Source organism: Scardovia wiggsiae F0424, from assembly GCF_000269605.1.
Taxonomy (GTDB): Bacteria; Actinomycetota; Actinomycetes; order Actinomycetales; family Bifidobacteriaceae; genus Scardovia; species Scardovia wiggsiae.
Map to the genome: position 1 here is coordinate 1,006,646 of NZ_AKCI01000001.1, position 24,726 is coordinate 1,031,371.

14 protein-coding genes and 1 pseudogene are annotated in these 24,726 nt (G+C 53.5%); 3 read left to right on the plus strand and 12 right to left on the minus strand.

What is annotated here, in order from left to right:
* Positions 1–27: 27 nt before the first annotated feature.
* The 6 genes and pseudogenes from pepN to HMPREF9156_RS0104540 form a co-directional block, all read right to left on the minus strand.
* Positions 28–2,643: an aminopeptidase N gene (gene pepN / locus HMPREF9156_RS0104515; RefSeq protein ID WP_007147603.1), complete on the minus strand. Its 2,616-nt coding sequence runs from the start codon at positions 2,641–2,643 to the stop codon at positions 28–30.
* 87 nt (positions 2,644–2,730) lie between these two features.
* The gene (locus HMPREF9156_RS0104520) at positions 2,731–4,584 is read right to left on the minus strand and encodes a ribonuclease J (RefSeq protein ID WP_007147604.1); all 1,854 of its coding nucleotides are present in this window, start codon (positions 4,582–4,584) and stop codon (positions 2,731–2,733) included.
* A gap of 121 nt (positions 4,585–4,705) precedes the next feature.
* Positions 4,706–6,037, minus strand: coding sequence for an MFS transporter (locus HMPREF9156_RS0104525; protein ID WP_390156901.1), 1,332 nt, complete (start codon positions 6,035–6,037; stop codon positions 4,706–4,708).
* A 166-nt stretch (positions 6,038–6,203) separates the two neighbouring features.
* Positions 6,204–6,890, minus strand: a pseudogene (locus tag HMPREF9156_RS0104530) (GNAT family N-acetyltransferase); the annotation flags it as partial.
* Positions 6,891–6,996: 106 nt separating this feature from the next.
* Positions 6,997–11,664: an ATP-dependent DNA helicase gene (locus HMPREF9156_RS0104535; protein WP_007147607.1), complete on the minus strand. Its 4,668-nt coding sequence runs from the start codon at positions 11,662–11,664 to the stop codon at positions 6,997–6,999.
* The gene (locus tag HMPREF9156_RS0104540) at positions 11,657–16,522 is read right to left on the minus strand and encodes a PD-(D/E)XK nuclease family protein (protein ID WP_007147608.1); all 4,866 of its coding nucleotides are present in this window, start codon (positions 16,520–16,522) and stop codon (positions 11,657–11,659) included. Before HMPREF9156_RS0104540 ends, HMPREF9156_RS0104535 begins: the two co-directional genes overlap by 8 nt.
* 473 nt (positions 16,523–16,995) lie before the next feature.
* Here HMPREF9156_RS0104540 and HMPREF9156_RS0104545 point away from each other — a divergent pair, with 473 nt between their 5' ends.
* Positions 16,996–18,030, plus strand: a complete 1,035-nt coding sequence (locus HMPREF9156_RS0104545; protein ID WP_007147609.1) for an alpha/beta fold hydrolase — start codon at positions 16,996–16,998, stop codon at positions 18,028–18,030.
* Positions 18,031–18,393: 363 nt separating this feature from the next.
* On the opposite strand, the gene HMPREF9156_RS0104550 is transcribed toward HMPREF9156_RS0104545, so the two are convergent.
* Together HMPREF9156_RS0104550 and HMPREF9156_RS0104555 are read right to left on the minus strand one after the other, a co-directional pair.
* Complete coding sequence (locus HMPREF9156_RS0104550; protein ID WP_007147610.1) at positions 18,394–18,816, minus strand: PIN domain-containing protein; 423 nt, start codon at positions 18,814–18,816, stop codon at positions 18,394–18,396.
* Positions 18,813–19,028: a type II toxin-antitoxin system Phd/YefM family antitoxin gene (locus HMPREF9156_RS0104555; RefSeq protein ID WP_007147611.1), complete on the minus strand. Its 216-nt coding sequence runs from the start codon at positions 19,026–19,028 to the stop codon at positions 18,813–18,815. Before HMPREF9156_RS0104555 ends, HMPREF9156_RS0104550 begins: the two co-directional genes overlap by 4 nt.
* Positions 19,029–19,265: 237 nt before the next feature.
* Between HMPREF9156_RS0104555 and HMPREF9156_RS0104560 the strand changes: the two genes are divergently transcribed.
* The gene (locus tag HMPREF9156_RS0104560; protein ID WP_007147612.1) at positions 19,266–20,366 is read left to right on the plus strand and encodes a glycerol dehydrogenase; all 1,101 of its coding nucleotides are present in this window, start codon (positions 19,266–19,268) and stop codon (positions 20,364–20,366) included.
* Positions 20,367–20,551: 185 nt separating this feature from the next.
* Positions 20,552–21,868 carry a PucR family transcriptional regulator gene (locus HMPREF9156_RS0104565; protein ID WP_007147613.1) on the plus strand — a complete coding sequence of 439 codons (1,317 nt, stop codon included), beginning with the start codon at positions 20,552–20,554 and terminating at the stop codon, positions 21,866–21,868.
* On the opposite strand, the gene gmk is transcribed toward HMPREF9156_RS0104565, so the two are convergent.
* Genes gmk through efp form a run of 4 tightly spaced genes read right to left on the minus strand, consistent with a single transcriptional unit; the run spans position 21,822 to position 24,720 of the window.
* Positions 21,822–22,460, minus strand: a complete 639-nt coding sequence (gene gmk, locus HMPREF9156_RS0104570) for a guanylate kinase (protein WP_007147614.1) — start codon at positions 22,458–22,460, stop codon at positions 21,822–21,824. The two genes, HMPREF9156_RS0104565 and gmk, sit on opposite strands and share 47 nt — an antisense overlap.
* Complete coding sequence (gene pyrF / locus HMPREF9156_RS0104575; RefSeq protein WP_007147615.1) at positions 22,460–23,461, minus strand: orotidine-5'-phosphate decarboxylase; 1,002 nt, start codon at positions 23,459–23,461, stop codon at positions 22,460–22,462. Before pyrF ends, gmk begins: the two co-directional genes overlap by 1 nt.
* 47 nt (positions 23,462–23,508) lie before the next feature.
* Positions 23,509–24,141: a transcription antitermination factor NusB gene (gene nusB, locus HMPREF9156_RS06905; RefSeq protein WP_007147616.1), complete on the minus strand. Its 633-nt coding sequence runs from the start codon at positions 24,139–24,141 to the stop codon at positions 23,509–23,511.
* Positions 24,142–24,156: 15 nt separating this feature from the next.
* A complete protein-coding gene (efp, locus tag HMPREF9156_RS0104585; RefSeq protein ID WP_007147617.1) occupies positions 24,157–24,720 on the minus strand; it encodes an elongation factor P in 564 nt (187 codons plus the stop codon).
* Between the last annotated feature and the right edge of the window lie 6 nt (positions 24,721–24,726).

Below are 24,726 nucleotides of genomic sequence, written 5' to 3' on the forward strand. Positions count from 1 at the left end.
ATAGTAGAAAACGGACCCAAACCCTGTTTACAGGCCAGCGTTATACTTCTGCACCTTGAGCACCCGTAAGGAAGAATCCATATTTTCTTCCACCATGCGGCGCAAAGCACGGTCAGCATCCCTATGGGAATCCAGCCACGCTTTCCCTGCAGCGGCGAGGTCTGACGGATGCGCAAACTGCGGATACAGTCCGGCACCGCTGAGCGGGCAGATAAGGGTCTCGCTCATATGGAACGTCTTGTTTTCCCATATCCAGTCAATGCTGTCAAAAAACCGCGATACATATCCGGCATACAGCTCAGGGCGGTTATTGAGGCCGAACCCCTCGGCCACCGCTTCGATCTGCGAATTCGTCAGCTCCCCATTGTGCAGTGCCTGCTCGAATGCCCACTGCTTTGCTTCAGGGGTCGGGATGGAAGCTTTGGCCTTATACGCGAACTCGCGGTTTTCTGTTGTATCATGCCTGGACAGTTCAGCATCGATATCATCGTTGGTGATCACACCCGCACGTGCACGGCAGATGGTAATAAACCAGCGCAGGTTGTTGTCGATCTCAAGGCCTGGAAGCACAATAGTCCCGTCAAGCAGGCCCTGCGTACGGCGGTCGAATTCCGAGCCCACACAGTAGTTCGCATATGCCGTGAGGAGCTGGAACTGTTCATCCGACCCTGCCGAAGCAGCCTGGGCCAGATGCCACAGCTCATCGGATACCTGTCCGATAGCCGCATCACGCCTGTTAGGCGCCACGTAAAAGCTCGCAGCAGTATTGACCTGCCCAAGCGCGTAACGGAAGGTTGTCGATTCCCTCTCTGTTACCAGGGCCTTCAGTGAAGTATCAATGAAGGACTGCGCAGGGAGCTCAGCGCTGCGGGCCATATCCCACAGGCTCAGCCACGTGATCGCACGCGCAAGCGGGTCAGTGAAACGGTCCAGATGCCCCAAAGCAAACCGGAGTGATTCCGGATCAAGGCGGATCTTGGTATATGTCAGATCATCATCATTGATCAGGATAAAATCAGGTCGTTTGCGCCCCTGCGCATCAGATACAACAGTACGCTCCCCATCAACATCAAGCTCAATACGGTCAGTACGGACAATATTGCCGTCATCATCAGCATTATAGAAGCCGACTGCAAGGCGGTGCGGACGCAGCACGGAGTTATCAGCGGGGGCAGTCTGCACTAAAGCAAGCTCTTCGATCGTGCAGTCAGGGGCAACCCTGACTTCCGCAGAAATGGTATTGACTCCGGACTGTTCAAGCCACAGGCCCGACCACTTTTTCAGGTCGCGTCCGGATGTCGCTTCCAGCTCGGAAAGGAGGTCATCCAGCGTAGCATTGCCGTACTTATGTTTTTCCAGGTAGTTATGGATCCCCTGGAAGAACTGGCTTCGGCCAGTATAGGCTACAAGCTGGCGAAGCACAGACGCACCTTTTGCATATGTGATGCCGTCAAAATTCACATACGTATCATTGAGGTCATTGATAGGGGCAACGATAGGGTGGGTTGTAGGCTTTTCATCTTCAGCCTGCCCCCAGCTTTTTTCACCAGAGCAGAATGTTGCCCACGTATCTTTCCACTCAGTTGCCTCAGCAGCCGCAAGGGTCGATGTAAATTCAGCGAAGGATTCATTCAGCCACAGGTCATTCCACCATTTCATGGTCACCAGGTCGCCGAACCACATGTGGGCCAGCTCATGGAGGACAGTGACTACGCGGCGTTCTTTGCTGGCATCGGTAGTTTTCGATTCATAGATATAGGAATCACGGATAGTCACACAGCCGATATTCTCCATAGCACCCGCGTTATATTCGGGCACGAATATCTGATCATACTTTTCATAAGGGTATTCTACAGCCCATGTGCTGTTATAAAAATCCATGCCTTTGGCAGTGATATCAAAAAGATAGTCTACATCCCCGGATGCAGCATCTTTCAAAGCCTGACGGCAGTATATGCTCATCGGCACATTCCTGCCGCTGGCCAGGGTATGCGCAGTGCTCCACTTGGCATACGGGCCGGCGCATATAGCTGTAAGGTAGGGGGACATGACCGGGGTAGATTTGAATGTCCAGAAGCGGATGCTGTCATCATCCGGAGCAACTTCAGGCGTATACGCTGTGGGCTGGTTGGAAATGACTTCCCATTCAGACGGGGCTGCTACGGAGAAATCGAAAGTAGCTTTTATATCCGGCTGGTCAAATACAGCATAAACGCGGCGGGCATCCGGGACTTCAAACTGTGAATACAGGTAGACCTTGCCGTCACTGGGATCTACGCTGCGATGCAGGCCTTCCCCCGTCCGTGAATACTGGCACTTGGCCACCACAGCCACCGAATTGTTCTCCTGCAGCCCGGTAAGGCTTATGCGGGAATCCTTGTAAACTTTGGCAGGGTCAAGCTCCTTGCCGTTGACTTTGACAGTCATGATCTCGTCAGCAACTATGTCAAGGAAAGTGCTGGAACCCGGCCTGGCGTCAAAATTGACCGTAGTAGTCGATATAAAATTAGCCTCATCCCCTGTTTCCGGCGAGGCATGGCCTGGGATATTCCCTGTGAGGTCAAGATGGACCCGGTAATTGGTTTCGCCAATAACAGCTTTACGTTCTGCTGCTTCTTCGCGTGTAAGGTTCGTACCCGGCATTTTTCTCCTTAGTTTTTCGCACGGCTGCCCGGATGCTTGGTTTGGGGCTGGTTTGCTGGTTTTCCTTTTTCTTTACTATATATTGTATTAATCATGCTGAATAACATCCCGTGCAAGGTCTGCAACGACAGGGACGATCATAGGCCGGCGGCGGCGGAGCTTGCGCCCGATCCATCCGCCCAGCGTACGGCGCATCTTCTGCTGGAGCTGGTAAGTGTCTTTTGTCCCGGAAAGCATCGCATTCTCAAGGTCCAGCACGATCTGGGCACGGACTTCATTAAATTCGCTTTCATCCTCAGCGACAGCATTCAGATAGATCTTCGGCCCGCTGATGACCTCATTCCTGTCAGTGTCTACTACAACGAAACTGGAAACAAAGCCTTCCTCGCTCAGGATGCGGCGCTTTTCCAGCTCATCTTCTGTGATCTCGCCGACAGAAGTACCATCGACATAGACGTATCCGCAGGGGACACTGCCAACGATAGCAGCCTGTCCATGGTACAGGTCAACGACATCACCGTCCTCGGCAAGAACGACATTCTTGGGATCCACACCGGTCTTGACAGCTACCAGGCCATTGGCAATAAGATGCCTGTTCTCTCCGTGGATAGGCATTGCGCATTTAGGCTGGACGATATTGTAGAAATACAGGAGCTCGCCTTCATTGCAGTGCCCTGACACATGGATAGCCGCATTATCGCGGTTGACTACGCGCGCCCCGAGGCGGGCAAGCTTATTGATCACCTTGTAGACTTCATGTTCGTTGCCCGGGATCAGGGAGCTGGCCAGTATCACGGTATCAAATTCATTGATAGTGATGTCCTGATGGTTCCCGTCTGCTATACGCCCCAACGCTGCCATGGGCTCCCCCTGGGACCCGGTGCACATATACACCAGCTGGTCATCACGTATATCACGGGCTTCTTTAAGGTCTACAACAGTGTTTTCAGGAAGATGCAGATAGCCCAGATCAGCTGCAATGCCCATATTGCGGACCATAGAGCGCCCTACAAAAACCACCTTGCGGTTATACTTATGCGCAGCATCAACGACCTGCTGGACCCGGTGCACATGGCTGGAGAAGCTGGCTACGATTATCTTGCGCTTAGCATCGCCAAATGCCTTGTCAAGTGCCGGGCCGATCGACGTTTCCGGTTTGACGAACCCGGGCACTTCAGCATTCGTGGAATCCGCCATAAGAAGATCCACACCCTGCTCGCCCAGCCGCGAGAACTCACGCAGATCAGTGATCTTATGGTCCAGCGGCAGCTGGTCAAGCTTCATGTCCCCTGTGTCGATAATATGCCCTGCAGGTGTCCTGACAGATACCGCAAGTGCATCAGGGATAGAATGCGTCACCGTAATAAATTCAAGGCTGAAAGGCCCCGCCTTCATCTTGTCCCGGCCCTCAACAGGCTGCATAACAGGTTCAATATGATGTTCCTTGCATTTCGCCTCCACGAATGCCAAGGTGAGCTTTGAACCGATCAGAGGGATATCCGGACGTTCCCGCAGCAGATACGGGACAGCGCCGATGTGGTCCTCATGCCCATGCGTCAGCACAAGGGCTTCAACTTTATCAAGCCGTCCGCGGATATAAGAAAAATCAGGGAGGATAAGATCCACGCCCGGCTGTTCCTCTTCAGGGAAAAGGACACCGCAGTCAATAAGGAGGATATGCCCGTTATACTCGACCACATTCATATTGCGGCCTATCTCGCCTAACCCTCCAAGCGGGACGATGCGCATAGACCCTTTACGGTACTTAGGGGGTGCAACCATCCTGTTTCCGCGGGTATCAGCACTGTTCCTTGATGCCGCAGCAGAGCGGGTCTGCGGCGCATTCGCCTTTGATCCCGGGCGGGCCGTATTTTTCTTCCTGCCCCCGTTCCTGCTGCTGTTCTTTCCGGTATTTTTCGTAGTAGTGTTCTTATTGTTCATTCTTATCAATTTTCTGTCTGTAATTTATCTGTCTTCCGGTACTGTCCGTGAGCTCCCGTTTACACGCACGGACCGCAGTACCGCTCATAACTTTCTTTCCATTCTACTCTCTACCCAGGTTTTACGTACGGCGCGCGTATCTCATATAGCCTGCAGCAAGGAAAATAAGGGAAACTGCAGTCAGTATCCATAAGGAAGACAGGCCTGCGACCGGGCCGAAGCTGTCGAGTATGCGGCCGCATACCGCTGAGCCCAGCGCAGCACCGACCGTACTGGCAGTTGACAGCCAGGACAGCCCCTCCGTCAGGGATGAGGCGGGGACTATCCCCTTGACCATAAGATTGCCGGAAGCGAAGATCGGAGCTACGCTTAATCCTGCTATGACTTCGATAATACCAATAACAGCTATATTCCGCGAGAATAATGCAATCCCTACAAAACCCAATGTCAGATAAGCCATAAGGATCACGAGCCGTCTCCACGGATTGCCGTGGTGCTGCCGGGAGCCGAACAGGATCGCCCCTGCGCACGATCCTGCGGCAAACAAGGCCAGCTGAAGCCCGAGCAGGCGTTCCTGCCCCATAGATTTCATCAGGGCGGTCATTGCCACGTCGAAAGCGGAGAAAGTGGAGTTAAAAGATATGAAGGCACAGCACAGGAGGAGCATGCCGGGATACATAAACGCCAGCCGTTTAGGATGCCGGTCTGCCAGCCCGGACGATGTAACTGTGCTGCTGGAATCATAATCGGCCCGGCCCGCCTCATCCTGCACAGCCGGCGAAACAGAAGGCGCCGGAGAGATATTCCCTCCCTCAGGGACACCCGACAGTGCCAATGTATCCACCGCATGAAAAGCTGCAGAAGGTAGGAGGAAGAAGACAAGTCCGCCGATCCCCTCTGCGGCTGCACATACATAGAACGGAAGCGTGGGGGTACCTCCAGAAGCAAGGAACGCCACAAGTATCGGACCAATTATAAAAACCGTTTCATCGACTGCAGATTCAAGGGAATATGCGGTATCCAGCAGGCTGCTGCCGTTCTGCTGTGCTGTTGCCCATGCCCAGCGGGTCCTCACAAGGGCCCCAATGGAGAATGAGGTAAGACCCAGATACGCAGCCAGCACGAACAGAAGAGCCAGATGCACGCGGTTCTGCGCCGCGGCGGCAAAAAGGATAAAGCCCGCCGTCTGAAGGGCGGTCAGCAGCAGGCCTATGCTGCGCTGCCCGAACCGGTCGAAAAGCCTGGCATACACAGGGGTGACAACGGCCGCACACAGTACATACAAAGCGGTCATGAAACCCCCTGTAGCCCAGTCCTTATACAAATGGTTAAGGGCAAGGACTATGCCCAGGCTGACCATAGCCATAGGCATACGGGCAACAGCCGCAGCAGCACAGAATGCCGCAGAGCCGGGCAGGGAAAATATCTGCAGATACGGTGAACGCGGCTTCACCGGCCTGCGGTATTCATTGGCGTTGCCCGTCATCGCTCAGGCTTTCGGTCGGCGAACCAAGATATATGAACTTGTCAAGCGGCTCCCCCATAGGGCCTTTGGCATTTATTTTTTCAGCTACACGCAGAAGGCCGCGGTATTCATAAAACATATAGTTGCATTCAGTATCCGTATACAGGAAATACCTTCTGACCCTGTGCCGGTCAAGAGTTTCAAGCATACTGAGCCACAGTGCCTTGCCCAGGCCCTGCCCCCGCATACTGCCGTCAACAATAAACAGGACGATCTCGGCCTCGGTATGGGGTTTTACAGGATCGGATAATTCGTGCGTCCTCGCATCATCCTGCCGGATAGCTTCCGCATATTTATTCCCGTCAGGGACAGCGGTACGGATCCATGTATCATAATCAGCAAAGATAGTATCCTGCCCTTTGAGCGCCTGTACCCCGGACTCGTGGGATGAATATATATCAGCAAGTACTATCCCCAGAGGTTTCCCGTCGGCTTCTGCCACCACAGAATGTGTGCATCTGCTGAGGTACCACAGGAAATCGTACTTCGCTGCGTAAAACTTTCTGCGGGCCTGGCTCTCATTCTGGGCCTGATCCGGAACAGGGGCGCGTCCATCTTTTTCCTCCCCATCAGGGCTGACGGGAACCGGGCTATCCATGGCAGAAAACCATGTTTTCTGGACTATCCGGGCAATACTGTCAATATCGGACTCACGAAGCTCCCGCAGGGATACCTGGCTTTCGCTGCTGATACCATCCAGATTTATGCTTTCGCGGGGAGAAGCACCGCCCTCACCGGACTCATGGTATGCCATATGCAGATAATTCCGTCTTTCATACATAGTGTCCCAGTTTACATAAACGTGTCAATATAAACCCCGCACGCGCCGCCTATGCGCCGCTGATGCTGCCTCCCGGTACACGGCAGGCGCAGCCGGGTACAGGCTGTCATTCATCATCGCCGGCCGGTACGTCCATACCTGATACAGGGTCAGCATCGCCATCCGCATCGTCAAGGGTGCCGCCGCGCAGCCGGGCTTCAAGGACAGCTGCCAATGCATCCGCAATCGATTTCCCCTGCAGCGGAAGGCTCGCGATGCTCCGGTCAGGCTCATTATCAATATCAACATAATAAAGTACAGCATCAATATGGCTGATATCAATGCCCGTCATATGAGAGAACATTAGCCTGTAGATATCAAGCTGGGCAAGCTTCACCCTTTCCTGCCGGCTGCCGCATTCCGGCTTATGCCCTGTTTTCCAGTCAACGATAGTGTAATATCCCGGAGCCGGGGAAGCCGGATCATCCTCTGCGCGCCCCAGGAATACCGCATCAAGGGAGCCGCGGATATGGTATGCTGTGCCGTCTGCGCCCGTAATGGTATCAGTGATCGACTGTTCCACTGCATAGGCTCTGCGCCGCGACCAGGCTGAGGATGCCAGGTTCCGCTTCCATCTGGCCATATCAGGAGCCCCCTTTTCCTGGGGATGTGGCGTCTCCCCCGGCAGCCCGCCGGATACCGCAGCCTTATGCACCATCTCCTGATATGCCTCCTCAGCATTACGGGCTTTATCCTGCCGGATCTGCAGGATGGCTGCAAAATCATCCGGATCTGCACAGTCCGGGAGTATGAATTCCTGGGCCCACGCATGGAATTCCGTGCCGCGGCGCGCCTGGAGGGAATCTACCTGGGGCATAGGGCGGTATACGGAATCATGGATCATGCCTGACGTCCCGGCAGAAGAAGGTTCCTTCCCCGATACAGGCGCTTCACTCCCGGAGCCTGATCCGAGGCTATCAGTAAACTGCTCCTGGATTTTTGTCACATTGACTATGCCCGTGCGGTCTGCCTGCGTGAAGCCGGGCGCATCGCTGCGCCTGTCCTGCGGGGCTGTACCGCCCCCTTTCTGCTGTCTTTCCCTGATCAGCCTAACAGCTGCCCGGGCAAGCGGTTGCCCTTCTTCATCATCTATTGTTGCCCCTTCGCAGCTTTCTGCCCGGCCTTCTACAAGCCGCGCGCTGCCGGACAGCACATCCTGCACAATGCTGCTGCTCTCCGCCGGCCACACGGCAGTACGTTCAACTACCTGTGCCTGTGCCGATTCCGCCAGGGCTTCGGCAACAACAGCATCCCGGAAACGGCCGGCTTCTTCACCGACGAACAGGCCGACGGGAAGCTCGCAATGCCTGCCGGTGATATCTGCGGCATCATCAATATCGTAAACCGGATAGTCCGGATTCCTATAATAATGGCTGAAAAGCTCAAGCCAGAAATTAGAAGCATGCGACCGCAAATCGACAGTACAGTTCCTGACCCATGCATCTATGTCGTCTGCGCCCGGCTGTCCGCCTATGGACTCTTCAGCAGTTACAAAATGGACACGGTCATACGCCTTCGGGTCCTCGGCATCTGTATTCGTCTCGCAGAAGCTGAGGAACAGGTCATATTCTGCGCGGGTAAAGGCTACATATGCCAGGCGGCGCTCATCATCCAGCCGTTGCCGGCCCGTTTCGCTGCGCAGGCTGAAATACCCGGTATCCTGCTCATGCTTCCCGTAAAGCCTGTTCAGGGCACTGTACACTTTTTCTTCAGCAGAGGCAAGGGATCCTGCCGGGAGCTTCCCGCGTTTCAGTTCAGCAGAAAGGATGCCGGCGACAGCCTCATCGTCGCCTGACCTTACTGCAGCAGCCAGCCTGTCAGCTGTCTCTTCATACCCCTTGCCGCCCCGGAGGGCCGACTCAGCAGCTTCCACTGCTGCCTCAATACTGCCCCCTACGATCCGCCTTTCAAGGTCTTCCACAGTCCCGAATTCAGACTGCAGGCCGTCAGCATCAGGGAAACCCGGGAGCAGTGCGCTGTCTGCGCGCACGGGGGAAGGCACGGCAGTAGGGATCATCACCCACGGCAATGCATATGTATAGTACTGAGGATCCTTAAAAAGCATGCGGCATCTGGTTTTTGTATCCTCACGCTTTCCTGCCGCAGCACTGTCTTCAGCAGTGCTTTTAAGCACAAATCCCTTGGGGGTGCGGTCAATAAGGCTGTCAGCATACTTTTCATCTGCGGGTGTGCCTGTATCATCAATGCGGGGAAACAGGCGGATGCCCAGATGTTCCCCCTGGCTGGAGGGGAATGCCGCCCGTGCCATACCCGCTACGGCTACAGCATCCCATTGCAGGCCTTTGGACTGGTGGATCGTCATCAGCACCACATCAGGATGCGACGAAGGCGGTACAGGCGCACTGTCCTGCATATCCGGGTTCTCCTTATTCGCCGTCAGCCATGCAACAAACCCCGAAATAGAAGGGAGCCGGCCCTGCGGAAGCTCATCCTGGTATGTCTGGGCAAGCGATATGAACGCCGGTGCGCATGACGGGGAAAAATGTTCAGGTGCATGCTGAAGGGCAATCGACTGCCCTACCGCGCTGTCAATATCAAAGGTCAGGACCCGGGCGGCGCAGGTGATGATATCGCTGATCGGTTGGCTAATATGTCCGGAGACGAAACAGATGGCCTCTGAAACCTGCAGTATCCTCCGCAGGCCGTCGGCACTCAATGCCCTCGGGGCAGATTTACCAAGCTCTTTGCGCCATCTGCGGTAGCAATTTTCAAAGTCTCCGCTGGCGAGGAGATCTGTCAGATACACCCCCTGGGGCAGCCTGTCCTTCGCCTGCCTGAGCTCCCTCTCGCTGAGGTGATGTACCGCAGCAATCCGCGCAAGCGCCTGTCTTTTATAGCCGCTGTTCAATAATTCCGCCATGGCGGAAAGGCTCCGGAGGTCTTCTTTTGATATGCCGAACCGTGGTGTTGCGAGCAGCCTTAATGCTGCAGCAGAATCCGTATGGTCCGTTATAACAGCGAGCAGGGCCAGCAGGTCCTGGGCATCCGGCCTGTCCCAGAGGGATTCGTTACCTACTATCTCATAGGTGAGCCCTACCCTTTCAATAGCATCGGCATATTCCTGCATATGCGTTTTGGAACGGAACAGCACAGCGACATGGGTCTTCTCCATATTTTCAGCGGTTTCAGTGTAGCCCGCCTTTTTCCCGCTATACGCTTTGAGCACACGGTCACGCGCACGGTCCCTGGCATATACGGCAAAGCGGGCTATGGCATCCGCTTCCTGGGCCCGCGTCCTGTAGCCCGCAAGCCCAAGCACAGCATCGTTTTTCCTGCTAACATAGGAGAGTTTTTTTACTGCAACTTCCTGGGCCTCAGCGCGCAGGCGGCGCCCGAGGGGGTCTGAAGGCCCGGCAATGCTGCCTGCATTGCTGTTACGCCTCATTGATGCAGTGAGATGGTTGGCGGCATCAAGGATGATCCCCGGGTTGCGCCACGTATAGTTCATAGTGAAAATATCATCAGCATCCATGCCGTAGTCGTCAAGGAACATACGGAAAGCCCCCGGGCTGGCCCCGCGCCACGCATATATGGACTGGTAGGGGTCGCCGACCGCCGTTACATAGCTGCGCAGCGGGCTGTCCATACTGCCCCCGGATACACTGTCCGCGCTGTGGAAAAGCATATGGAGCAGTTTTGCCTGGGTCGTAGACGTATCCTGGTACTCATCAAGGAACACATGGGAGAATTTCTTCCGGTATTCCTCACGGATCCATGGATACCGCATTACCAGCTGGAACGCAGCTATCATAAAATCGCTGAATTCTGCAAACCCCTGGCGCCTTTTTTCCTCATCGTAGGCAACGACCATATCAAGGAGCATGTCCCGCCTGCGGGTGGAGTACTGGAGGCTGCCGATAAGCGATTTATAGTAGCTTTCACGCTTCTCTTCCTCCATATCTTCCGGAGCGGATAGACCGGGGCCGAATTTCTGGGGGAATACGAGATTCGATGCGTCGGCAAGCGCGTCCTCGCCGTTATATGTGCGGACAACATCTTCTGCCAGACGCCCAAGCGTAAGGAGGAATTCCTGATCCCACGCACGCACTTTTTCTGCTGCTGCAGCAACCGTCTGGCATCCGGGGCTGATCATTGAGTTGGATATTTCAGCATTCAGCTGAAGCGTATCCTGTATCAGCCTGGTATAACTGCCTGTATCATCCTGCGGGGATCCCTGCCCGGAGGATGGCGTCCTTCCCCCGTCTGGGGTTTCAGCATCCGGAGCAGCAGCCAGCTCGGACATGTATGCGCCGACTGTGCGGCTTACCACATCGCCGGCAAGCTGGTAGCTGCCTGCGGGGCTCAAAGGCACGGCAGCACTGTCAACGCCTGCAAGAGCACCATACTGGCGCACTATCGACTGGAAAAATGCATCGTATGTATACACTTCAGGATGCATAAATAATGCGTTAGGGTCTTCCCTCCCCTGCGGACCCCGGCGGCGCAGGTTTTCATGCACACCCTGGGAAACGCGGGAAAACAGTTCCCCCGCAGCTTTCCGGGTAAAAGTAAGGCCCAGTATTTTTTCGGGCATGATATGGTCTTCACTGATCAGTTTGATAATGCGGTCGGTCATCACACGGGTCTTGCCGGACCCTGCCCCTGCCACAACAAGGATATCCCTGTCAGCAGGTGCCTGCCGTATCCTCTCCTGCTGGTCCTGCGCAGCCTGCATATATCCGGCCTCTGAACCTGTATTGACTGTACTACTCATTGCCTGCCTCCCCGGTATCAGCTCCGGGACGCGCCTGGGCAGCATTATCCGCGGGCTGGATAACCGTACTGACATACCCCGAGCATGCCGGACACAGGTCCTGATGCCCTACTGAACTGTCTTTGTATGCGCAAAAACGCATATGGTCAGAAGTCGGCTGATGCTGCCCTATGTCAACCCTGTCAACAAGGCTGATACTCGCTGCATAAAACACCCGGGATATCATTGACAGCGCCCACAATGTGGAGGGTCCATGCGACAGGGGGTGCTCCTTCCCGCGCTGGCCGGCAGCGCTGCTGTCCGCTGCTGTATCCCAGCTCACCGGCGCATCGCCTGTTATCCGCTGCCACTGTTTTTCAGGTATGCTGTCAGGTTTTTTATCCGGCAGGGCTATCGGCTGTGCGGAATCAAGGAATGCCTCCCAGCCTTTATGGAATGGCCTGGGAGGGCCTCCGGTAACGGTAAAAACAGTAGTATCGGGATGCGCCTTTGTACCCGTCTGTTTTTCCTGCTCTCCTATGCGGTAAGCAATACAGCCATCGTCAAAAAGCGGCGACTGATAGTATACTTCGGGATAAAATTTGCTGTTGCTGCGTGTCGCAGCTATATCAATGGTACCGTCATCACGCATTACAGCATTGCCATATGCGGCAGGCAGCGCAGACAACACCACGGTAAACAGGTCGGCCTGTGATATCTGCGGGGCATTACGGAGGATTTCCTCACGGTCACTGTCCGTACGGCTGAAGGCTGCCTCGGCGTAATCGGTTTCAGACATGCGGTCCGCACCATGCCTGTCTTCAAAGATAAGCCCCAGCTGATAGCACACCAGCTGCAGGTCATTGAACGTTTTCTTTGCATGCAGCGAACGGCCTGTTTTATAATCAATGATCCGCTTATATACTTTTGTTTCCCCGCCTGCTGAGGCTTCGCGTGTTTCCAGGCGGTCTATACTCCCATGGAGTGAGATCACGCATCTGTAGAACATGTCCATGGTGATCCCCTTGGGGAACCCTCCTGCAAGCATCTGCATAAGGTCAAAGAAAACACGCTTGCTGACCGGCTCTGTGCCTGGGATACGGTTATAGGCATACCGGATATCTTCCATTGTAAAATGTGCGGAGAAAGCTTTTTCGCTTTCAGCCTCCGTAAGATACCCTATCACCGGGCGGAAATCTGCGGATTTTTTACTTGAAGTTTCCCTTTGGCCATAGCCCGGGACCTGCGATTCGAGGAGATAGAAAGCTGCATTCTGGAGTACAGCCTGCGCTGATGCATCATTACGCAAAGCACGGTATACGTCTTGCGTAATATGCCCTGTATCAATATCTGTTTTCTCACGGCGATAGATTTCCATAAGGGCATCCGTAAGCCCGCTGAGGATATCCTGCTGGATTTCAGTATCGGCATCCCTGTAGCGCTCCCCGTATTCCATATCAAGCTTCTGCTCCGCAGCCGCCTGAAGGACTTTGTGGATAAGCGTGCCGTAATCTGCAGCAGGGGACGGGGCTGACGGCCCGGAAAGCCTGCGGTCGAACAGATAACAGATGGGGCATCCCCATGCCATATCCGCTGCCGAAGGGGACAGGGATACTGGGAGAGGGCCGGGACGGTCCCGATACTGTGCACGGGAGGATCCATCGCCCGGCACCAGGCCCGGAGTTATGGTATCGGTATCGTCGGTATCATCAGTATTGACGCCGTCTTTGGCCCCGCCGTAGAAAAACGCCCACCGCGAAGGATCGCTGCAGCCGGCAGCATCCCACCCTGCTGCACCGAAAGGATCCGTTTTTGAGTTTTTATACAGAAGCGCCAGAGCATCAACAGCGTCACGAGCCTCCTGTGAAAGGCTGTCATAAGAAGCCTCCCACATAGGCCTTTCAGTTTCAGGGAGCGCATTCAGCTGACGGGACAGTTCCCCTGAAATGATGCTGCGGGAACGGGCAATAATTTCCGAAGCACTCACGGCCCCGCTCACGCCCCGCTGCTGCACCTGGCCATTTTTATCCGTGCCGCCGGCCGGTACATGGCCGTCAGCCTGAGACACAATATCAGGCATATAGACATCAAAGAAATCTGACGGTTCCTGCGTATCGCTGCGGACTGAGCTGACTGCTGCGCACCGTTCTGCACGGGTGAGCGCTATGAGGAAACTTTTCTTTTCGTTCTGCAGTATAGCAATGCTGCGGGCATTATGCCCCGAATCAGAACTGCGGATACGCCCTGTAAGCATGATATCCGTCAGGTCATCTGCAGCAAAGATCCTGTCGCGCAGAGCCATATTAGGCCATACCCCGTTAAGCACCTGCGGTATCCATACATACTTCCATGACTGTCCTGCTGCAGCTGCGGGCGTAGCAAGCGTAACAGCGTTTTCGACAGGGGCTTTCTTTGACAGCGAATCTGTAGCAATATCCTGGGTCCTGATATACCTCATAAACCCGCCGATATCTGAACTGCCATCAGCATACGACGATGCTTCTGTAAACAGCCTGATAACAGTATCAAGCTGGTCATTAGCCTGCGCTTTCACGCTTTCCGAGGGGCCATTGGTTGCCTGCTTTCCCCACAGTTCAGAAAGGCCAATGGCTGTCCATGCATCCATAAGGGTATCGGCTGGACTGGCATGCTTCTTTCCTGCATGCTTCCTGACCCGCCGTATGATATCAATGAATATCTGTACATCTTTGCGCGCAGTCAGGCTGGATGCCGACAGGATAAAACCTTCAAGCAAAGCGCTGTACCGGCTATCTCCCGTATGGCTGCCGGCCAGCAGATCCAGGACTATCAGCTGAGGGGTCACATCAGACGAAGCCTCCTTTTCAGCATATGCTGCCGAAGAATAGCAGCCTTCACGGCGCCGCGAAAGGCGTTCAGGCATAGCTCTGTCAGACAGGGAAGCATAGGCCTGTGCGTGGGCAGCCAGCTGGCCCAGGATACCGCTGCCTGCTTCCGGAGAAGGCTGGCTGCGGATAAAGTTTGCCATTGTGCTGACAGCCTGGAGGGCAGCTGCAACAGGACCGGCATGCACATGCGTCCCGGTACTGTCCTGCCCGTAAGGGCTGTCCATATAATCAGAGATGAGCCTGTACACTGCCCCGGAAACCTCCGATAAAGAGGATACCGCGAAAAAGTCCTGCATATCTGTGCACGATACTTGGGACAGTTCAATAAAGTCGAAAAGCCCATGGACTGCACGGCTTTCACCGAGAGGCGTGCCTATCTGCCGCATGCGGGCTGCGATGCCCTGCTCCCTGAGGGCGGCGGCATACGCAGCAAGCGTACTGCTGTCATGGGCAATAATGGCCATATCATCGTAGGGGATACGGGCATCGGAAAGATGTGCTCCCATAATGCTGCGTACAACTGCAGCGGTTTCTTCCTGCGGGCTGCCGTAGTACACAGCGGTTATTGAACCGTCATCCTGCCGCGGCTGCGTCCCCGCGCCTTGCCCGGCGCCCAGCTTCCACGGGCGGGCGCCGACAGCTTCCTCGAATTCAACCTGTGATGTGATCGACATGCTTATACGGCTGCATACCTCATCACGCGCATCCCGTCCACTGCCTTCCGGCTGCGGGAGGATCAGCTTCTGCGCATCCAGCCGCCCGAGGGAAGCAGGGACAAGCCCCTGACCGCCGGAACTGCGCGGATCTTCCTGCACCCGCTGCGCGAGGTACTCCGGATAGGAACCGCGGAATGTCTGCGCTGCCTCATCGGGGCACATTACTACGATCAGCCCTGTACCGCACTCCTGCAGCTGCTGGAGGAATGCCGCGCCTGCCAGTGTCACTTCCTGGTAATCATCCACAATAACTATGCGCGGCAAATCATGCCGGATAGTCCCAGCAAGCCCGTCAGCCACATAATCCGCCAGAGACCGCTGTGCCTGGATGAGAAGGTAGGAACTGTCAACATTGAATTTCCCGCGGGCCTGGTTCAGGCTGCTTACTGCAGCAGCATACTCACCGCGCAGGGCGAATGCCGCAGACCATGCATACCTCAGACGGAGGTGCGGGCCGTTCCCTGCAAGGCTGAGGATGCGGTCCTCAAGCCCGTGCCGCGCTCCAACTTCATTCATACGGGCAAACATGGAGCGCAGCTCATCAACGAACCTGTCACCCAGCTGACGGTCAAAAAGCGACTCCGTGGTCTCAGCTGCCGCTGCCATCCCATGCGCCTCACGTGCCTTGTGTGCCGCTCCAGGCTCTTCATGCGCACTGTCCTCATACGTACTTTCCCTGAGGAAATCCACAAGCTTCATGCATGTTGCGCACTCAGCAGACTCACCGCTCCTGGCATGCTGCTTATGTCTGTCAAGTATCCCGTGGAGCAGCGAATCCTGGTCTGCCGCATCCAGATAATCGGGCGGAGTCTCCCCCCGTTTTGCGCGTACAGCTGCAAGCATCTGGAAAGCCAGTGCGTTGATTGTCTGCGCAATACGCGGTTTCGCCGTGACCTGTATTGCGTCCAGCAGGCGGTTGTTATATGCCTTTGCCTGCCTGGCAGTAGGGGCTACAAGGGCAACAGCATTAGCCAGCTCGGGGGTAACGGTTATCCCGCGGGTCCCTGTGCGCATTTCGCCCGCATTTCCGGCCCCCTCCCCGGATGCACCCCTGCTGCCGGCAGCAGATCCGGACGGAGCCCTGTCTGAGGCAGCCGCTGCCTCCAGAGCATGGACTGCGGCATCTATGGCAAGGGACGTTTTCCCAGAACGTGGAGGACCGAAAACCGAAAGTGCCGGCCCCCTGTGTGAAACCTCATAATTTTTGAGGGCATCATCAATAAACTGGAAAGCCTGGGCCAGGATATGCCCGTAAGGGCCCTGCGTATCTGCCGCCCGGCTGCCCTGCGTTCCCATAGCACATCCTTTCCTGCATCTGTATACCTGATATCTGTATACCTGCGGTCCCCTCGCACAGCCATAAGACCTATTGTCCCCCACTCCCCCGATACTCTGCGGCCGGCCGTTTTGCTTCCGTCCTTTCCCGGCGTTTCTTGCTCCCGGTTACACGTAAATTTACGGCTAATATATCTTATCTAAGATTCCAGAATAAATCAGGAGTGCTCAACTCCGAGTGATTAATATATTAATATACTGCAATAAATTATCCGGCTGAAATTATCCGGCTGAACGGCTATACGCTTTCAATAAAGTAGCCTAATATATACGTATTCTATAAATTACACAAGAAAGAGCGTTTAAAGTGATTACTGCTAAGGACAACATGTATATTGAAAATCTAGTTAAAATTAAAGAATATCTCGATTTAGTGATTTACGGAATTACCATCAGATAAAACTTTTCAATATTATAATTAGGAGGAATGCTGAATGAACTATAAAAATCCATACGAACATTTATCTGGAAAATTAAATAATAGAAAACTGATTACCGCTGGTTTTTCAGAAAAAACTTATGATACAGGGACTGTTAAACTGAACTTTGTCGTTGGTCCTGATAATGGACCAAGCTTATTGTTGATTCCAGCTCAAATCGGTATATGGGAAAGTTATAAGAAAGTGCTTTTACCGCTATCAAAATTTTTTCAGGTATATGCCATAGATGTGAGAGGCCATGGAAAATCTTCTTGGACACCGGGATATTACTCATGGAAGATTATTGGTGAGGACATAAAACTATTTATAGAAAATGTAATAAAACAAAAGGCGATCATCAGCGGAAATTCATCGGGCGGCATTATCGCTCTTTGGTGCGCTGCTAATATTCCCGAATATGTTTCCGGAATTATTCTTGAGGACGCACCTATTTTTTCTGCTGAAATGCCGCGGTTTAAAGAACAGGATAAATTTGTATACAACGGGCTGAAACACCTTGTTGATCAAATCGGAAATATACCAGATAGAGATTTAGCAAATTATTTTAAAGATATGGAAGTACCAGCCTCTGATAAGAGAATCAAAAAAATCCCAAATTGGTTTGTCAGTTGGTTGTCACGAAAGATAAAGAAGTTTCAAAATAAATACCCTGATAGTCCAGTCGAAATTGGATTCCCGGATAGCATGCGTTTGCTCATTAAATCATTATCTATGTTTGACCCGGATTTTGCCAGAGCCTTTGTAGATGGCAGATTTTATGACGGTATTGACCATGCAGAAGCTTTTAAGAAAACGAAATGCCCCATATTGCTTATTCAGGCCGACTGGAAGCGATATGAAAATTACGGACTTGTAGGAGCATTTGATGATGATGACGCTCAGCATGCTATTTCCTTGGCTCCGCAAATAATATATAAAAAAGTTTCCGCTAATCATGTTATCCATGCTTTCAAGCCAAAAGAGTATATTAAACTACTATCAGAATTCAGAGAAACAGTATCTGACAATTCTATATGTAATGGTGCGTGATGAAGACGAGATTAACGTCCGAAAGCAATTATTTGAATTGTTACATGCTGCGGAAAAGGGGCAATATTTAGAGTTAACTCCAAATTTCTTTTCCCGAAAACTATTGAAGTATTTATATGATATTGGTGCATTCCAGGCAACTCGGTGGAACGGCAACACTATAAAGATTATCAGTTTATGCCCGATATGTTTAACAAGCGCACCCGGGCAACTGGACAGAATAAAAAGGTAACGGCTATACTTTTATATTCAATTAAACCCTTCTTACAGCAATACTTGGAAAATAAAGTTAGAAACTATACGCCGAGAAAGTAAAGCACCATCAGCAAAATAATAGGATCGAGAAATTCCCGGATAGAACCCCTATCCTTCCTGCTCTAGGAGCTGTACAAACTGTTCAGGTGTATAAACAGGGATCACTGATCTGGCATAATCTTTGGTATTCCGGGTAATAATACAATCCATACCCGAACGGACTGCCGTTTCTATCATAACTGCATCTTCAAAGTCAGATACCTCTGAGGGGATAGCACGGAGTACATCATCCGCAGCACTGTCGAGCATCCCGACAATACTCAGCAGCTGCTCCAGTTTCGACCTAGATTCCTTATCGTTATGGGTACAGCGATGGGTGAGATAGTAAATATCAGTTGCAGATTTCGCAGTGATGCAGCAAAGGCAAAGCTCGGCTGCCGCGGCGCGTAAAACAGCACGGGCAGATTCAGCAAAAGGTTCCCTCGCCTGAAGGAAATCTACGATAATACAGGTATCTACCAAGGCCTTCATACCCTGTTGAGCCTCTCTTCCTTCGACTCTTCCAGAGTCATACCTGCCGGGATACTGCCGAACAAAGAATTTACAGTATCCAGTTTATTCTGGTACGGGGAAGTCAGCTTGGCGACTGTCCTGCCGTTGCGCGTAACATAAACATCCTCTGTCGCTGCCATCAGGAGATATTTCCCGAGGTTTGCCTTCAGCTCTGTTGCAGTGATAGACATGGCTTTTATCCTCCTTTCCATGTAATTGGTACTTCTAGTATACTTAAATCGTACGAATTGATCAATAATATCGAACGGAATTGCTATACCGTATGTAGCATCCACCGTTATGGGGGAATCAGCACTTTTAATCTTGTATTTTCCAGATAAAAAGCCGCAAACACTCTAAAATATCTTCAGCTGAAGTACAGACACGTGTATCATATTAGAGTACATCAAACGATCCAAAGGAGGATTATGCGTACAGTCCTATGCTCACCAGGAAGCTATATCCAGCAGGAAGGCGCTATTTCCCAGCTTGCCGGGGAGTACGCCCATGCAGGCAGCACAGGTGCTTACATACTTGTAGATCCCACTATAGACAGCCTGTATCATGACAGCATCGTATCCAGTTTCGATAGCGGCCAGGTTCCCTATACCCTCGCAGTCTTTGGCGGCGAGTGCTCCGATGCGGAAATACAGAAGCACGTTGCGCTGCTCGCCGATACCGATGCAGTTATAGGCATAGGCGGCGGCAAAACGCTTGACTGCGCTAAAGCTGTAGGATATTACGGCAAGCGGCCTGCCATCATTGTGCCTACTGCTGCTTCAAGCGACGCCCCGTGCTCACGCCTGTCCGTTGTGTATACTGACGGCGGCCAGTTCGACCATTACCTTCCGCTTCCCGAAAACCCGCGTATGGTGCTGATGGACACGGAACTCATATCCAAAGCGCCTGTCCGCTTCCTGACAGCAGGTATTGGGGATGCCTTCGCCACATATTATGAGGCAGCTGCCTGCGTGCAGTCCAGCGCTATCACCATGACCGGAGGCCATGCCACAAACGCCGCTTTCGCACTGGCGACCCTGTGTCACGACAGCCTGCTCGCTGATGGTGTGAAGGCTGTATCTGCCGTAAAGCTGGGCCTTCGGACGAAAGCAGTAGAGAATATTATCGAAACGAATACCCTCCTCAGCGGGCTGGGGTTTGAGTCCTGCGGCCTGGCTGCAGCACACTCCATCCACGACGGGCTGACGGCTATCCCTGAGACCCACTCCTACCTTCATGGGGAAAAGGTTGCATACGGTACCCTTGCCCAGATGATCATGGAAGACCGTCCCCTGGAAGAGCTTGCCGAAGTGTACCATTTCTTCCGTGCAGTAGGGCTGCCGACGAATTTTGCCGGTATCGGCATCCACGATGTTACCGATGAGCAGCTCCTCCACGTCGGGGAACTTGCCTGCAGCCCGCAGGACACTATGGCTAATATGCCTTTTGAAGTCACACCGGCAGATGTTGCGAATGCCCTCCGCGCCGCAGACGCCCTGGATAAAGAATTTTCTGTTGGTTCCCACTAATCTGCAGGGATCTTTTCAGATAAAGCTATACCTTCACCGAAGCAGGGGGGTAACTAGAATCCCCCTGCTTCTCAATGTTTTTCCATACCCTTTTATAAGCTGTTCAATATCAGAGATACAGATACCTTAGGAATCGAGATTGTAATTCCCTACAAAATGGGGTGCTTATGAGAACAGGGCAAACAATGGCAGATACTACCGCTGCACACACCAGCAGCACTGACCGCGCCAGCCGCGCTAACCGAGTTCCTCAGGTTCCCGGGGATGCCGCCAAGGCTGCCGAAACATCAAAACAGGCTATGCGGCTGTTCAACCTCAGCAAAAACAAGCTTGTCAAAATAGCCCAGTGGTACAGGGATCTCGGCGAACAGGAACGGGAATTCCTCAACCTCATTACAGTGACCGCAATCGAAGACTATCTGGAATGGGCCAACCTCCCGGAGCCTATCGATAAGCGCGGAAAAGTAAGTGCTGACCATCTCTTCTCCATCGCGCCTATTGAAACAGCACGCGCGATCAGCCTGTCGAATGTGCTTGAAGTGACCCGCACTGTCGTTGATATAATCACGGAGAATATCGGCATTATTGCCCCAAAAGGGAAGGAACGCGACTATTACGAGGCAGCCCTGTACTACTCGCGCGAAGTTTCCTTCTCGGCAGCCGAAGTATATGCTGAGGTAGCCGAAACGCGAAGCCGCTGGATGACGCGCGAAGAAGGCCTGGTGCTCAACTCCCTTCTGGAGAATAAGCTTGACCTCGCCCTCCAGTCCCGCATGGGCGTATACGGATGGGATGACTCCACTGCCTTTTTCGCTGCAGTTGGCAGCGCACGGGCACAGGAGAATTCCGAGATCACAACCGGATTCTTCCAGGCCCAGACACGCCTTGCGGTACAGGGCCTTGATGCGGAGATCCTTATGGGCACGCATACGAATACCCTTTTTATGGTCCTTGTGGGAGCCGGCAGCAGCGAAAATTTTGATAGCATACGCACCAAGATCGCAAACCTCTTCAGCGAAGACGACTGCCTGTGCATTGGGCCGTATGCCACAGGGTATGAAGGGGCGTCGCACAGCATCCGCGCAGCGTATAACGGTTACTATGCCAGCGCGATGGAACTTGATCCGCCGCATCCGCTTTTCGCTGATGACATCATTGCAGACCGTGTGCTTTTCGGCGATGCAACAGCAGCAGACCAGCTTTACAGTATCTACAGGTCCCTTGAAGATTCCGGCAAGCGCAGCGAAGTACTGCCGACAGTGGAATACTATCTCCTGAAAAACTGCTCGCTTGAACAGACCGCGGAACATATGGTCGTACATCCGAATACTGTAAGGTACCGGCTGCATAAAGCTATGGAGCTCACAGGGTGGGATCCGACGAACCCCAAGGAAGCGCACGCACTGCGGATCGCCATCAAAATAGGCCGGTACCGCGAGGCGCGCAGCAGGAGTTCTACTTATCCCCGGGCTGTCCCCCAGCTGGGCAGCCATGATCAATGATCTCCCACAACTGCGACGCAGCTTTCCCTACTTCATCGTTGATGATGACCACATCGAATTCGCCTTCTTCAGCCATTTCCCGCCGTGCTGTATCAAGGCGGCGGGCCTGCTGTTCGGAGGTCTCGGTATGGCGCGACTGCAGACGGCGCTTCAGGTCGTCAAAACTTGGAGGCGCAACAAAAACATAAACCGGATCCAGGCCCAGCTCCTGTGCGCGCGCCCGTACACGGTGCACCCCCTGTACGTCTATTTCCAGCATTGAGGGGATATTGGCCTTAAGATGCTCCAGTACGGGCTTCAGCGGCGTGCCGTAATGGTCCGTGCCGTGCACCACGGCCGATTCCAGGAGCTCACCGCGGGCATCCATCCGTTCAAATTCTTCAGCAGTTGTGAAATAATAATCTACACCGTCTTTTTCACCGGGGCGCGGCCGGCGGGTAGTTGCGGAAACAGATATCCACAGTTCAGGGTGTTCCGCCCGGACCGCTTTCTCTATCGTCCCTTTGCCCACAGCAGTAGGTCCGGCCAGTACAACAAGCCGGCGTTTATATGCGGTTATATCAGGGGTTACGTCAGGAGTCTTATCCGGCATCAGTCAGCGTCCTGCCCTTCCCGTATGCCGTGGGCAATCTGTTCAGCGGTTTCGCCATTTGCCATGCGCCTGTCCATATCATCGAAAGACTGCTGTATATCGGTTTTATATTCGTCTATCTTTTTCCGCAGGGAACTGATATCGGGCCCGTACGCAGCGATCGCGCGCGCAGCCGTAACAAGGACATTATGATACGTCCCGGCAAAAACCACTTCAAGGTCTTTGCCTTTTGCCCCCTGCCAGCCGTATCCGGGAGACAGGATCGGCCCGGTAAATTCGGCAGGGTTCATGCCGTTAAGATCCATCTGATGCCCTATGGTCGCCCCGATAACAAGGCCCACAGACCCCATGCCGGGATAGCCGTCATTGTAATTCTGCGCGCCGCGCGCGATCCCATAGGCAACCGTCCTGCCTTCATATTCCCCGCGCTGGCGGATAGATGTCTGGAGGTTTGCCGCTTCAGGGTTTGAGGTCAGCGATGCGATAAACACCCCATGCCCCTGGCTCAGGGCATCCTCAATCAGCCCGTTGAGCGAATGGAACCCGTAATAAGGGATAAGCGTGATCGCATCAGTGTATAAAGGCCCGTCTGATTTAAGATAGGCATCAGCGATAGATGACAATGTTGTAGGGAGCCCCCCGCGCATACAGTCAACTATAGTGATCATCCCAAGCTGCCGGGCAGCATACAGTGCACGTTCCAGCGCTGCTATGCCTTTCGAACCGTAGCGCTCAAACATCGGCATCATGAACTTGACTGCGGCACACCGGCCTTCAGCAGCCTGGAGCATCCGCATAGCGAACAGCTCCGCGCCCTGCGGATCTACAGAGTAGCCCCAGTCAATAAGGTTTTTACGGTGCGGGTCAATACCGACGCACAGGGGGCCGTACTCCTTCATGGAGTCGCTTAGCCTCAGGCCGAATTCATACCGGATCGGATCCACAGAAGGGCCGGCGGAGGAGCCTGCTCCGCTCAACGCAGTTTCAGGGGAATCAGTCATACTTATATTGTACTTGCCTTAAGCGCTAAACACATCATATGCGTCATTTATTTTATTATCTTATCCTCAGATGCTCCAGCCTTTTCCCATTCTGCAGCATCAGCTTCAGGATGGCTTTTATCGGCAGGCTCATACGAAACTTTATTGCCGTTATCTTCGCTGTCCGGTCCGGCAGCCCTGTCAGATCCGGGATCCTCATCAGGCCAGCCGGCACCGTCAGGCTTTTCTGCGGCGAGCTGCGCACGATGCCCCTGCCATTCAGCTTCTTCCTGGCGGACAGCATCCGCATCCTTCTCTACAGCGCTGAGGAGCCCGTGCAGGAAGTTCGGGGCTTCGTCATCCGAATACGATTTCGCCAGGCTGAGGGCCTCATCGATAGCGACCTTTGCAGGCACGTCATCGTTATAGACGATCTCCCACACCGCTATACGCGCAATATTGCGGTCAAGGGCATGCATACGTTTCACATCCCATCCTGTGGAATGCTCGCCGATAGCCTTGTCTATCGTCCGGCGATGCGAAGCGACCCCCCTCACCAGCTCCTGGGCATACTCAGGAAGCGGGGTCTGCGCACCGGGGAATACCAGGCGTTCCTCGAGAAGGGGCATTATCTCCTGCCCCTTCTCATCAGCTTCATACAGCGTGTTAAGCGCGCGTTTGCGTGCGGTCGATCGTGCCATGCTCAGCTCTGGTACTCAGTTTTCACGACCCAGGTAAGAACCGTCGCGCGTATCGATTTTGACCTTTTCACCTTCAGAGATGAACAGAGGGACCTGTACCTCTGCCCCGGTCTCAACGGTCGCAGGCTTGGTGCCGGCACTGGAACGGTTCCCCTGGAGGCCCGGCTCCGTATGGGACACAGTCAGGATAACAGAAGCGGGCAGTTCAACAGACAGGGGGTTCCCGTCATGGAACGAAACGATGCAGTCTGTGCCTTCAAGGAGGAATTTCTCCTGTTCGCCGACCAGCGATTCAGGGATGAATACCTGGTCATAAGTCTGCATATCCATGAAAACAAAATTGTCACCGTCACGGTATGAGTACTGCAGTGTCCGGTTATCTACAGTCTCAAAATCAAGCTTGACACCTGCATTGAATGTTTTATCTACGATCTTTCCGCTCAGGACTTCCTGGATCGTCGTGCGGACAAAAGCAGGGCCCTTGCCTGGCTTCACATGCTGGAATTTGATTACTTTCCAGAGTTTCCCTTCAAGGTTGAGTACAGATCCGTTCTTGATATCGTTTGATGTTTGTGCCATCTTTAT

Excerpts from the sequence above, each read along its gene's own strand:
- HMPREF9156_RS0104535 (WP_007147607.1), bottom strand. The coding sequence starts at position 11,664 with ATGAGTAGTACAGTCAATACAGGTTCAGAGGCCGGATATATGCAGGCT.
- HMPREF9156_RS0104545 (WP_007147609.1), top strand. The coding sequence starts at position 16,996 with ATGAACTATAAAAATCCATACGAACATTTATCTGGAAAATTAAATAAT.
- efp (WP_007147617.1), bottom strand. The coding sequence starts at position 24,720 with ATGGCACAAACATCAAACGATATCAAGAACGGATCTGTACTCAACCTT.
- HMPREF9156_RS0104560 (WP_007147612.1), top strand. The coding sequence starts at position 19,266 with ATGCGTACAGTCCTATGCTCACCAGGAAGCTATATCCAGCAGGAAGGC.
- pyrF (WP_007147615.1), bottom strand. The coding sequence starts at position 23,461 with ATGACTGATTCCCCTGAAACTGCGTTGAGCGGAGCAGGCTCCTCCGCC.
- HMPREF9156_RS0104550 (WP_007147610.1), bottom strand. The coding sequence starts at position 18,816 with ATGAAGGCCTTGGTAGATACCTGTATTATCGTAGATTTCCTTCAGGCG.
- pepN (WP_007147603.1), bottom strand. The coding sequence starts at position 2,643 with ATGCCGGGTACGAACCTTACACGCGAAGAAGCAGCAGAACGTAAAGCT.
- HMPREF9156_RS0104565 (WP_007147613.1), top strand. The coding sequence starts at position 20,552 with ATGGCAGATACTACCGCTGCACACACCAGCAGCACTGACCGCGCCAGC.
- HMPREF9156_RS0104555 (WP_007147611.1), bottom strand. The coding sequence starts at position 19,028 with ATGTCTATCACTGCAACAGAGCTGAAGGCAAACCTCGGGAAATATCTC.
- gmk (WP_007147614.1), bottom strand. The coding sequence starts at position 22,460 with ATGCCGGATAAGACTCCTGACGTAACCCCTGATATAACCGCATATAAA.
- HMPREF9156_RS0104540 (WP_007147608.1), bottom strand. The coding sequence starts at position 16,522 with ATGGGAACGCAGGGCAGCCGGGCGGCAGATACGCAGGGCCCTTACGGG.
- HMPREF9156_RS0104520 (WP_007147604.1), bottom strand. The coding sequence starts at position 4,584 with ATGAACAATAAGAACACTACTACGAAAAATACCGGAAAGAACAGCAGC.
- nusB (WP_007147616.1), bottom strand. The coding sequence starts at position 24,141 with ATGGCACGATCGACCGCACGCAAACGCGCGCTTAACACGCTGTATGAA.